At 55.1% G+C, this 11,789-nt stretch carries 8 protein-coding genes; all 8 read right to left on the bottom strand.

The window, feature by feature from the left end; translation table 11 throughout:
- Positions 1-22 precede the first annotated feature (22 nt).
- The 8 genes from DTL42_RS09535 to DTL42_RS09500 all read right to left on the bottom strand — a co-directional run bounded on the left by DTL42_RS09535 (position 23) and on the right by DTL42_RS09500 (position 11,504).
- The gene (locus DTL42_RS09535) at positions 23-994 is read right to left on the bottom strand and encodes a PstS family phosphate ABC transporter substrate-binding protein (protein WP_114368526.1); all 972 of its coding nucleotides are present in this window, start codon (positions 992-994) and stop codon (positions 23-25) included.
- A 316-nt stretch (positions 995-1,310) separates the two neighbouring features.
- A complete protein-coding gene (locus tag DTL42_RS09530) occupies positions 1,311-3,269 on the bottom strand; it encodes a hypothetical protein (RefSeq protein WP_114368462.1) in 1,959 nt (652 codons plus the stop codon).
- 1 nt (position 3,270) lies between these two features.
- Complete coding sequence (locus tag DTL42_RS09525) at positions 3,271-4,605, bottom strand: DUF1501 domain-containing protein (protein WP_234824143.1); 1,335 nt, start codon at positions 4,603-4,605, stop codon at positions 3,271-3,273.
- A 27-nt stretch (positions 4,606-4,632) separates the two neighbouring features.
- Positions 4,633-6,231: a DUF1549 and DUF1553 domain-containing protein gene (locus DTL42_RS09520; protein ID WP_114368460.1), complete on the bottom strand. Its 1,599-nt coding sequence runs from the start codon at positions 6,229-6,231 to the stop codon at positions 4,633-4,635.
- Positions 6,232-6,421: 190 nt separating this feature from the next.
- Positions 6,422-6,988: a DUF1572 family protein gene (locus DTL42_RS09515; protein WP_114368459.1), complete on the bottom strand. Its 567-nt coding sequence runs from the start codon at positions 6,986-6,988 to the stop codon at positions 6,422-6,424.
- Positions 6,989-7,032: 44 nt separating this feature from the next.
- Complete coding sequence (locus DTL42_RS09510) at positions 7,033-7,719, bottom strand: hypothetical protein (protein ID WP_114368525.1); 687 nt, start codon at positions 7,717-7,719, stop codon at positions 7,033-7,035.
- Between the two features lie 312 nt (positions 7,720-8,031).
- Entirely contained in the window at positions 8,032-10,536 is a 2,505-nt protein-coding gene (locus tag DTL42_RS26530) for a cytochrome-c peroxidase (protein WP_199590100.1), read from the bottom strand.
- Entirely contained in the window at positions 10,536-11,504 is a 969-nt protein-coding gene (locus tag DTL42_RS09500) for a DUF1559 domain-containing protein (protein WP_114368458.1), read from the bottom strand. The genes DTL42_RS26530 and DTL42_RS09500 overlap by 1 nt, the downstream gene beginning before the upstream one ends.
- Positions 11,505-11,789: the final 285 nt, after the last annotated feature.

Raw genomic sequence — 11,789 nt, 5'->3', positions numbered from 1 at the left:
AACGACAGCCAAGCGTTCAAACTTACTGCTTAATACCAACCGCGTCCAACTGGGCGGCAGCCGATTCTGCGGTGATGGGCAGGTAGCCATCTTTGACCACGGCCTTTTGCCCTTGCTGGCTGAAAATATACTTCAGGAATTCTCGCCGCAAAGGATCGAGTTCGCTCCCAGGGCGGTGATTCACATAGATATACAGAAAACGAGACATGGGGTAATCATCTGCGTTTTCAGCGGTGGGTTCGACGTAGCCGTTCCCTTTAACCGAAAGAGGCAAAGCTCGCACGTCTGAAGTCTTGTAGCCGATGCCGCTGTAGCCGATGCCCGCTTTATCGGTAGCCACCCCTTGAACGACCGACGAGCTACCTGGCTGTTCTTTGACGGTCGGTTTGTAATCGCCACCAAACAAGGCGATTTCTTTGAACAACGCGTACGTGCCGGAAGCCGAATTGCGACCATACAAGCTGATCGGCGATTGCGCGAGCGTACCACCGACGCCCAGCTGCCCCCAGCGCGTTACATCTTCCTTCACGCCACCTTTGCGATTGGTCGAAAAAATGGCATCGACCTGAGGCAGCGACAAACCTTTGAGAGGGTTATCTTTGTTGACGTAAACGGCCAGCATGTCGATGCTCGTTCCCATCGCGGTCGGCTTATAACCGTAACGCTTCTCGAAGTCGTCGATCTCGTTGGCCTTCATCGGACGGCTCATGGGGCCGAAGGTTGCCGTCCCTTGAATCAACGCTGGCGGGGCAGTCGACGAGCCCTTCCCTTCAATTTCGATCTGCACGTTGGGGTAGATCTCTTTAAAACCTTCCGCCCACAACGTCATCATGTTGTTCATCGTGTCGGAACCGATGCTCTTGATCGTGCCTGAGACACCCGAGACGCGCTGGTAAACCGGCAGGTCCGCGTCGACTTGGATTTGCGCAACGGCTAAGCGAGGGAAGAGGAACGCCGAGAACGCAACGAGCATACAAAGAAGATGGCGGATCATCGGGACAAGTCCTTGCGGTAACAGAGTTGGGTCTGGCTTTGTTGGCCAGGGAAAGAAGCCAACATCCCGGGGGAAAGTAAAAAACATGTTAACAAAACGCTAACACTGCAAGAACTTTCCCATAGACGTGCATCTCACCCAAGAGGACATGCACTATTCGAAGAATCAGGGCAAATCCAGCAACGATTCATCTTCAGAAATTACCCACCGAAAAGAAAGCCCCGACGACTTTGGCAGCCCAATATTTACACAACGTTAACGTTTTAACGCAAAACAAACCACCCACCTAAGGGTATGCCAAACCACAACATCACCGCTAAGAATCGGAAGCTGCTTGCTCGTCGCCAGCTTCTTCAGCGGCCGCCTCTGTCGCCGGTTCCTCCGTAGTCGCCTCCTCGGCTGGAGGCTCACTTGGCGGGGCTTCTGCCACAGCCGTGACTTCGCTGGCAGTAAGAAAACCGTCGCCATCTTGGTCCAGCTCGTCAAACTGGCGAGGGGTTCCAAGAAACTCGCGGCGGCTGATGTCGCCGTCGCCGTTGTAATCCATGCCGGTAAACCAAGCCGGGCCCGACGGGACGCCAGTCGCTGCGAAGCGACCTTCGTAGGGGACAAAACTCTGGCCCCCATTGTCCTGATCACCACGAAAGAACTCGAACACCAACATCGCCGGAATCTCCTCGAATTCGATCGAGTCGGAATTGTCGATGTCGATCGCTGCCAACTGCATGGCTAATGAATTCAATTCGCGTGCCGAGATCCGCTTGTCCTGGTTGGGATCAATCCCGAGTAACAGAGGATCGTCTCCATCAATTCCCTGTAGGCGAATCTGACAACGACGTATCCAATTTCGCTGCAGGAGATAAGCCTCGATCTCTTCCAGGTACAGCATCTCGTTGCCATCTTTGTCGGCGTACTCGAAGTTGAAATCTTGCTGGGCTCCTTCGGGGACTTCATCAGGCTCTAAATAGTTGTTCTGATTGTTATCGTAAGCTCGCAACAGGTTTTCCGCTTGAGGCTTGATCGACGTGGTGTCTACGTTATCTCGCGCCCGAAAAACCAACCAGTCGGCTCCCAAATCGCACGCGATCTCTCGATCGTCTGCCTGCGGTGCTTCGGCCTGGGCATCACCATTATCAGGAGAGAACTTCGTCAGCGTAAGGCTCTTCACTCCTTCGTCTCGCTGGCCAAAGCGAACATCCAGCACCAGTTGAGGCTGCGTGTCTCGCATCGCGCGCAGCTCTTCGCGCGAAAGTCGGCCATCGGCATTGCCATCGATCTGACGGAGCAGGTTCTCTGGCGGGAAACGATTTAGATCGATGGGGCCGCCATGTTCGTAGTTTTGCTGAATCGCATACAGCACTTCTTCCCACTGGGTTGCTTCGTCTAAGGTAAACATGGCCTGACTGCCGAAGAAACGACGGCGATCGTTCGACCGGCCTTGCATGTCGTTCATGCTCATCCCGGTCGCGGCCAACAGCTCCATCGGGGTTACGATCTCGTCGTCGTCCAAATCGTATAAGCGCAGTCGCTCGGCGGCAGATGCTATCTCGCTCGCTTCGATAGTGCCGTTCCCGTTTTCGTCGATCAGTTGCCGCAGTGGCGAATCGGCTCGACTGCGTTCGGCTGCGTAGGAGGTTTGCCGCACAGAAAACGCCTTGGCATTGCCGCGGTTACGGCTGACTAAACGAGGCACCTCGCTCCGGTCGACCCAACCGTTCCGATTGGTATCGTACTGATTGATTAGCCGCTTACGCTCTTTCGGGTCCTCGAACGAAAGGTTTCCAAACTGGCCACTTTTCAATTCCGGCTGGTCGGCCAGTTCTTCCCAAGTGGCGGTGCCGTCGCCGTTGGTATCGGCCAGGCTAATCACGTGATCGATTAGCGACTCTAACGCTTGCTCAAACGGCTGGTTATCGATCCATAACCGCACGTCAACTCGGATGGGTCCATGCGAGGTAAACAGAAGTAACTTCTGCGGCAAAACCTCTGGCTCAATTGGCTGCTCTGCTTCTGCCGTCTCTGTCACTGTTTCTTCGGCGGCAACTTCGTCAGACGCAGGTGCCTCAGGCGATTCTTCCTGAGGCTGGTCTGCCGGAGAACTCTCGGGAGCCCCTTCGTGCGCAACAGCAATTTCCGGTGCCTTGTCTTCAGGCGTAGCAATCGTGGTATTCGACGCTGCCGGTTTGCCAAGCGGTTGCGGGCGACAACCGCAGCAACTTGCCAGCATGGCCAAGGCGATCATTAAGACGAAACGAATTGACGACGTGCCAAGCATGTTAAGCAAGTACCTGATCGATTGCGGCGCCTTCGGAAATCTTGATCGGGCGGGCTTGCGGCGAATAGTGTTCGGTCGCCGGATCGACACCAACCGCGCGGCAAAGGGTTGCCAACAAGTCCTGGACTTCCGTCTTGTTTTCGGTCACCTCCATGCCTGCCTCATCGGTCTTGCCGTAGGCCTGACCACCCGCGATACCGCCTCCTGCTAACACGCAGCTCCACGCGTCGGGGAAGTGGTCTCGCCCGGCATTGTTGTTAATGTTGGGGGTTCGTCCGAACTCACCCATCCAACAAATTGTGGTGGTTTCCAGCAACCCTCGCTCGGCCAGTTCGGTCATTAAGGTACTCCAGCCTTGGTCGAGTTCTTGCGAAAGTCGTTTGACTGCGGCGAAGTTATTTTGATGGGTATCCCAGCCTAAGCCGTTTCCACCGAGGGTCACTTCCACAAAGGGTACCCCGCGTTCGACCAGCCGCCGCGCGATCAGGCAGCCTTGGCCAAAGGTGCCGCGACCGTAAGATTCGCGAATTTCGGTTCGCTCTTGCGAGAGATCGAACGCCGAAGCGGCCTCTGGGTGCATCATTTTTACGGCCGACTGAAAAATGGTTGCCTGGGCCTCGGCGGCTCCGGCTGGATGTCCAGAGAGAAATTGCTGTTGCTGCTGTTGCCACAACGCCAAGCGAGCATCGTGTCGCGACTGATTGACTCCCGAAGGAAGCGATAAGAAATCGACCCCCAGATTGGCAAGTTCGCTCCCTTCTTCCATCGGTTGCTGCCCTGGTGGGCGGCCACCACGCGCACCGACCGTCGCCGCTGCATAGCGTGGTCCCAAGAAGCCAGGCCCTAACGCCGCACCATTTAGAAACGCACTAGGATTGACCGCTACATAGTTGGGCAAGGCCGACTCGCGATTGGCCATAGCTTTGGCCAGCGAGGCCCCGATCGCCGGATAATTGAGCGGGCCCCCAGGGCGCTGCCCAGTGTGCATAAGGTAAGTCCCTCGCAGATGATCCCCTTCCTTGGTACTCATCCCGCGCAGCACAGCCAACTTGTCGGCCTGTTGTGCCAGCCCAGTGAAGTGTTCGCTAAAACGAAGCCCCGGCACGTTGGTTTCCGTTTCTTGGAATTCACCCCCGTTCGCATGCCCTGGCTTCATATCGAAGGTATCGGTCTGGGTGGGACCACCGGCCATCCACAGCAAAATACAGCTTCGCTTCCGCTGCGGATTGGGGCCAGCCGCCGCTGCCAACTGGGGTAACCACCCGCAACTGGCCGCCCCGACTAACGCCGCAGAAGACTGCAGAAACCGTCGCCTAGAGAAGCTGGATACGTTCATCAGCATCATCCGGTTGAAAGGGAAAGCTTAGTGATTCAACATGAACTCGGCACTATTGGCCAACACCCACAATACGTCCCCCAGGGCCTGGGATTGTTCCGCAGGAGAAGCTGTCTGCAGGAACTCTTCATAGCGGGCCAACTCCGCCGAATTCGGTTCGCGACTGTAAGCGGCCAGAAACAACACCTTGAGTCGCTGCTCATCCGAAAGGAAGGGAGCCGACATCGCTTTTAGCAGGCCACTGGTTTCGGGATTCGTCGCCGTCGAAACCGGTGGACCGTTCATCAAAGCCAACGCTTGAGGCATACCGGTATCGAACGTCGTCCGATCCTTGCCAGCCGTCCGCATCCGAGCGACAAACTGCACGCGGGCTCCACCGTTAAGCCGCTCCGGCGAGTTGTCATGTAATAGGCCAACCTTCAACAGCGCGTCGTAAAGCTGCTCTGGCGTCAGCGATTTGACGGCCATGCGTGCAAAAAGCTCGGGCGGAGCTTCCGATTCGGAAACCGCTTCACTGCTTCGAGCATACGTGTCGGTAATCGCGATCGTTTGCAATAACAAACGGAGGTCGAAACCTGACTTCACAAAGTAAGTCGTTAATTCGTCGAGTAACTCTGGATGGCTGGGTAGATTTTGCGGAGACATATCGTCGGCAGGATGCACGATGCCGCGCCCCATCATGTGCGACCAAGCCCAATTAACGGCCCGACGTGGCATGAAAGGGTTGTCGCGCGAGACCATCCAAATGGCCAATTGTTGCCGCCGCGTTCCGCCAAACGAAGCATAGTCGGCATCGGTGCCTGGGAAAGCCGGCTTAACGATGTCTTCCGTCTCGGGGATCATCACTTCCCCGACGCTGCGATCGACGATATCGAACCTACCTAATCCCAGGTTGTTGTCATTGTTGGGACGTTCGAGTTGAGCAAAGAAGGCCGCCACACCCCAGAAGTCGCGTTGTTTCCAACGATCGAACGGGTGATCGTGACACTGGGCACATTCCAACTGCAGCCCCAGAAAAATCCGCGAAGTCTCAGCCGCCAACAACTCAGGCTTTAATTCCTGGGCAGCATAAAAATAGCCAGGACCGTCGTTCCCTTGCGTGGCGGTTAGAAACTCTTCCACCAAGCGATCGTAACGTGTGTTCTCGCTAAACTTGCCCCGTAGCCACTGCTGCAAGCCTTGCTCGTTCTGCAAGCTGGTCGGGTCGTCGGTCGGCTTAAGAACCAACGCCCGCCATGTGTTGGCCAAGTGCGTTGGGTGGGCAGGCGACTTCAAAAGCTGGGCGATCAGCTTCTCGCGTTTGTCTGGGGAAGTATCTTCGAGATAAGCTCGCGTCTGAGCGACGGTTGGGATGCTGCCTACCAAATCAAGATAGGCTCGGCGGATAAACTCGCCGTCGCTGGCCAGAGGAGCCGGCGTGGCTTTCTCGCTTTCCAGCTTCGCCAGGATGAGCTCGTCAATCCGAGCCGCCATGGCCTGCATCCGAGCAACTTTATCGGGAGCCGGTTCAATCGCTTGAACTTCTTCGGCGGAGAGTTCTTCAGCTTGGAGCAGAGTAGCCCCAGCGAACCACCCCAGGGCAACGACAACGCCCCAACTCGCCAACAAGTGCGATTTGCGAAACATGGTTCCGCCTTATTATCCAAAAAAGAGAGTCGATTAAGAGAACAACGGAAAAGCAATCGCGAGGTAGCCGATACCACCCAACGGGACGTTATTCTAGCAGTCTAGGGCGTTGGTTGTAAGAAAAATGTGCCTTTTCTCTCGATTCGTTGCTGCCTGCTAGCCAGAAAAATGGCTGCCGAGGTCAATCGCGTTAGCGTGCCTCCTCCGCTCCCTGAATGCCACGACTTTGTGAAGTCCCCCAGGTTTGCTCGTTATGTCGCTGACTTCCCCCGGGGGCGATGGTCAGCCAATGCCAATTGCCCTGATGCACCGTCCGGGCAATCAGCGAAATTTGCCCGACATGGTACGATAGGTGGGTCAACGAGCGTAAGAACGCTGTTGCTAGCGTTTGGGCTTCCCCGCGAATGTCAATCGACATGGATGGATTAAGCTCGTTCGCTGCGTCTATGGCCGCGATAAGCTGCTGCCAACCTTCCTCGAAATAGGCCATTAACGAGGCTCGATCACCAGGCCAATCGGCGAACTCGTCGTCTCGACTACGGCTCGGTTTCTCCCCATCGGTGGTTTGAAAGTCGGTCCAACGGCTGGCCAAATTCCCTCCAAGATGCCGTAGTAAAACCGCGACGGAATTGATTTCCGCCGCGGGTCGCTGAAAGAACTCTTCGTCGGTCAACTGCGAAAGCGTTGCATCGATCATTTTCCGATACGATACCGCCGTGACGTGAAGGGCTTCGGTCCAAGGTTTTTGAGTATTCATACATTGAACCTTACCCGGCTACGCAGAGCGGAACTAGCACACAACTACTTGGCCTTCTTCGCCTTCAATTCGGCGGCTGCGCGGCGGCCCTGAACGGCTTCCACTTCCTGAGCTTGTCCCCAGAAGTACATTAGCAATCCGAACACCGCACCGACCACACTAGCCGAAATTACCAGGAACGGACTTTGGGTAAAGCTCGAGTTTTCAACGGCGGCTTGCGTGGTTAACACCAAGCCAATCACACTGATCACCAAGCCAAACGCATCGGAAATGATCTCGCGAGGACTGAAACCAAGGTGGGCCATGACGACTAATTTGCCAATCACCAATTGAAGGGCAAAGCTCACCACGCCTGCGAACATCAGCGAGAACGCCACCCAGTGAAACAGCGGAAACGAAAATGCTTCGGCCAGCATGTAAATAGGCGTTAAGATACCAGCGGACGTATCTTTAGCGGCGGTCGATTGATCGACCTTATCGGCGATCTTTTCGATATCTTTAGGCATCTCGGTCGGCGGTTCTTTAATCTCTTTCGGTTCCGGGGCGGCTGGCTCTGTCTTCGCTTCTGCGTTCGTGCCCTCCTGCACCTTTCCCGCCTCAGGTGCAGCGGCATTTTCTACTTGGGGCGTTGGGGGAAGCTCTGGCGTAGGCTCGTCTTGCCCCCAAGCCGGAGGCGAAAACACAACAAACGCCAAGACAATTAGGGACAACAAAGCTATCGGACGAGACATGGCTTCAGCCTTTCCAAAACAAACCGCACAAAAGGGGAGTTCGCCGCTGCTTCGATTCTCGCGGCACGTGAGGGAGACAGGCATCGCTTTTCGGGAGAAATACTCCGACGAAGCCCTCCTTGGGTTCACGTGAACACGAAAGCACTCGGCTTAGTGAGGTATTCGCTCAAGCGAGCTCGATCTTGAAATCAATCTCTCCGCAATATCTGCCCCACCAGAATGCCAGTTCAAAAAAAACGGTCGCCTGATCCTTCCAGGACAAGACGACCGCATCAAAACATTGTGCGAGCAAAGCTGATTTGTGCCCGCCGGTTACGGAGCCGGATGCAAGCCAGGTAACTCAGGCGGTCTGACACGCAACTTCGGTTCCTCCAAAGTCGAAAGAAATGTAGCCAGATCGACCAGGTCTTGCTTGTTGAGCCCTAGCGGCTTGAGGTGCGGCGACTTGGTTGGAAAAAGGGCGTCGTCTTGCTGGTGCTCTTTCCGCTTGAGGGTCGGCATGCCGGCGTTGTACATGTTGAGCACGCCTGGCAATTGAAAAAGACCATTGTGCATCAGCGGCCCGGTGGCGGTCACATCGCGGAGCGTAGGTGTGCGAAACCGTCCGACGTCGGCAGGATCGCCGGTCACGTTGTAGCGACCTAAGTCCTCGTACTTGCGACCATAATAGCTAAGCCCAACGTCGTGGAACTTGCCATCGCTAAACAGCGGACCATGATGGCAGTTCATGCAACGGGCCTCACGGCGAAAGAGATCCATTCCACGCATGGCAGCGTCCGACATGACCTCTGGCCGCCCTTTCATAAACGCATCGAAACGCGTTCGGCCATGCACGGCGGATCGCTCGAAGCAGGCAATCGCTTGCCCGACCTTTTCGATCGTGACTTCTTCGTCGCCAAACGCTTCGCCAAACATTTTTTGATACGGCGTAATCGAAGCCACCGTGTTACGCACATGATCGGCACTGGCGTGCATCTCATCCGGGTTCAGCAACACGGCAACGGCTTGGTCTTCCAACGTCTGGGCCCGTCCATCCCAGAAGAACTGCTCTTGAAAAGCAGCAAAGCGGGTTGTGGGTGCGTTCCGAGCAAGCATCTTCCGAGCATTACCAAAGCTCGTCGTGCGTCCGTCGCTCCACGCTAGATCGGGGTCGTGGCACGAAGCACATGCCATCTGCCCGGTACCAGAAAGGCGTGGATCGAAAAACAACGCATGCCCTAAGGCTTCTTTCGCTTCGCTATAAGGATTATTCGCCGGATGCTGTACCTCAGGCAAAAGCCCAATCTCTTGCCACTTCACATCGGCATCGACATTCGGAGCCGGCCACTTGTCTGGCGATTGCGAATAAACCTCCCGCAACTCGCTGGCCAATTGTGCCCGCTCGGCCTCGGACTTCTCAGGCCGCGGCTTCAAACGCGTGTTGCTGGTGGTTGCCTGGGGTGGGGGTGCTGTTTCCAAACGTTGCTTCAAAGCCGTCACGACGTCCGCCATCTCGGCTTGTGCCAACTCGAAGCGTTCGCCAGGCTGGGCCACGTGAGGTCGCATGTGCTTCGATAGCGAGCGAATCGATAGCGGCGACTGACCGCCGTTGCTCGTCATTCGATGACACAAAGCACATTGAGCCGCATAAGTGGCATGCTTCATGGTGCCATATTCAACGAACAACGATTGAGCCGTATCAGGCACAAAGCGAAATGAGCTTGTAGGGTCCAACACCGTCCCTGCTCGCGTACGATGAAAGATCCAATGGCTGGAACCATCACGGCTGCTGCTGCGATGCTCAGGCGAAAGTTCAAATGGTTTCTGAACGACACGAATGCGTACTTCATCGATGATCGGCGTTGCGACCGGCTGCAATTGATCGTCAACAACAACCAAAGATTGCACCAAGGCGGTTTGCACGCCATCGGGAAGTCGCTCTGCCAATTCAGAAGTATCGACTTCACCCACTGCAGCAACTATCTGCTCCCCTTCGCTACGGCTACCAGCATTCAAATAAACACGCGAAGCATGCAGCGAACGATGGGCCTGAAATAGGACCGAACTCTTACGCCCAATCTCGACCCAAGGAGAATCTGAGGAGATTTCGGCCAGCAGTAGATCACGCGGCAAAAAGGCCTCGCCCGGAGAAACAGGCTTTGCGTCTGTAGCAAATTGATCCTGAAGTGCCTCATAGCCGGAAGGAAGTTTCTGCAACTGCTCTGATGGTAAAGCCAATGCTTCAATGGCTTGGGCCATGCTGGACAGCAACTGGGGATCATCGAGCTTCTTTTGCTCCAACTGCCACCAAACGCTCATCAAATCCCACTGCAACAGAACTTGATGGCTAGGTTGCGCAAACCATTCGTTGAATTGAGCCGGATCGGCTGCGATGATTTGAGCAAGCAGTTGCAGCAGTTCTTTCCGCTGCTCTGCCGTAAATTCTCGGACGGGAGAAACACGCACGTCACCGCCAAACCACTTACGATCCTCGTCGGTACCTGCTCGTTTTCCGAAGTACCACTTTGCCTGATAGAACTCTTCGAGGGAGAGCCCACTGCGTTCCATCTCGGTGGGCAATTGCGATTGAATCTCTTCCGGCACAAGTTCAGCGAGAAACAAAATCGCCTGTAAGCGATTCAGGGGATGAGCAGGATCGGCGTTGTACACGGCTTGAGGTTTACCCGAAGTCGGCAAACCTTCCCACGCATTTCCGGGTGGGTAAATTACCGCTTGCTGCTGGGCAAAAAGGCTTTGGCAGCTTAAGCCACACAACAGCAAAGCCAAAAACAATACGGCACGTCGAACCAGAGACGCGTCTGCCGAATCGTAAACCATTAGTACTCTCCTACCACTTCGCCGCCGGCGATTGTCAACAAGGAAGCGACAATATCTGGGCTCGTTGTTTCGGTTAAGAATCGAACCGAACCATCCACCAAAGCGACATTCGCCCCACCAGGATGAAACGCATAAATCCCGTAGTAGTTCGACCCATTGACCATCATCGGTCCAGGGTAGCTCCACTGCTTGGTTTCGTCAGCGATTGAACCATCGAACGCAAAACCACGCACGACAAAGAGATTGCCTTCTGCCCAGCTACAAACAGAAACATAGTTCGACGAGGCACTGCTATAGAGTCCTGAGTCTGGAACTTGTCTTGTCCCTTCCCACTTTTGAGGCCGCGCGGCTGACTCAACAAACCCAATCGAATTCGAGGTTCCATCGGTCACATCACGAATCCGGCGGCCTTTCTCACCCGGCTTTACCGATCCCTTAAAGAGACCATCGATGCTTTCTGGCTCGGGATAAGAAACCACCGCTGGGTTTTTCCATAATTTGGAATTAGGGCCAGCTGAGCCAGCGTAATCCGTACCGATCGACCCCCATTCTTCCGGGCTGGAGGAAGTAGAACGCTTGAACTTTGGATGCGGAATAGGACCGCCAGGCGTACTGGGACAAAGCATGAACGGCACTGGATATTGAACGGCTTCGCGATTCTTGATGTCGTTGAACTTCACCGAGTAATCGTAAATGTTCGCTAGGGGATTCTGCTCCATGTAAGGAAGAATCTGGGCGCACCAATAGTGCGATGCTCCATTGCCGGAGACGCTGGTAGGAAAACAATCATGAGCGGCGTGGAAATTTTGCATTCCTAAGCCAATTTGCTTGAGATTGTTCAAGCAATGCATCCGTCGAGCGGCCTCGCGGGCCTGTTGGACGGCGGGAAGGAGCATGGCAATCAGAATACCGATGATCGCAATCACGACCAGCAGTTCGACGAGTGTAAACCCTTTACGTTGAATCATTTAAGCCACCAAACTATCGGTTGATGTGGGAGGGTTGGGTTCTGGCAGGCTGGCGGTGGCACGCTTACCAATACAGAGACACAGTCTCAATACGAGCCCTTAGAATACGAACCTTTACCTCCCAAATCAACGCCCCAATCGGGGAGACTGCAGTGGTTTATCCCCAAAAATCGTCAAAAAAGGGCCGCATTGCTGCCTGACTTGTCGCCATGGCCATTTTCTGTCGTGCTGCAACCCTTATTCAAAACAGGACACCGCCTGGTGATCCGAATGGATCGAGCGTTT

The sequence above is a fragment of the Bremerella cremea genome (genome assembly GCF_003335505.1).
Taxonomy (GTDB): Bacteria; Planctomycetota; Planctomycetia; order Pirellulales; family Pirellulaceae; genus Bremerella; species Bremerella cremea_A.
This window is presented reverse-complemented; position numbering and strand designations above follow the sequence as displayed.

Excerpts from the sequence above, each read along its gene's own strand:
- DTL42_RS09510 (WP_114368525.1), bottom strand. The coding sequence starts at position 7,719 with ATGTCTCGTCCGATAGCTTTGTTGTCCCTAATTGTCTTGGCGTTTGTT.
- DTL42_RS09520 (WP_114368460.1), bottom strand. The coding sequence starts at position 6,231 with ATGTTTCGCAAATCGCACTTGTTGGCGAGTTGGGGCGTTGTCGTTGCC.
- DTL42_RS09515 (WP_114368459.1), bottom strand. The coding sequence starts at position 6,988 with ATGAATACTCAAAAACCTTGGACCGAAGCCCTTCACGTCACGGCGGTA.
- DTL42_RS09535 (WP_114368526.1), bottom strand. The coding sequence starts at position 994 with ATGATCCGCCATCTTCTTTGTATGCTCGTTGCGTTCTCGGCGTTCCTC.
- DTL42_RS09525 (WP_234824143.1), bottom strand. The coding sequence starts at position 4,605 with ATGAACGTATCCAGCTTCTCTAGGCGACGGTTTCTGCAGTCTTCTGCG.
- DTL42_RS09500 (WP_114368458.1), bottom strand. The coding sequence starts at position 11,504 with ATGATTCAACGTAAAGGGTTTACACTCGTCGAACTGCTGGTCGTGATT.
- DTL42_RS09530 (WP_114368462.1), bottom strand. The coding sequence starts at position 3,269 with ATGCTTGGCACGTCGTCAATTCGTTTCGTCTTAATGATCGCCTTGGCC.
- DTL42_RS26530 (WP_199590100.1), bottom strand. The coding sequence starts at position 10,536 with ATGGTTTACGATTCGGCAGACGCGTCTCTGGTTCGACGTGCCGTATTG.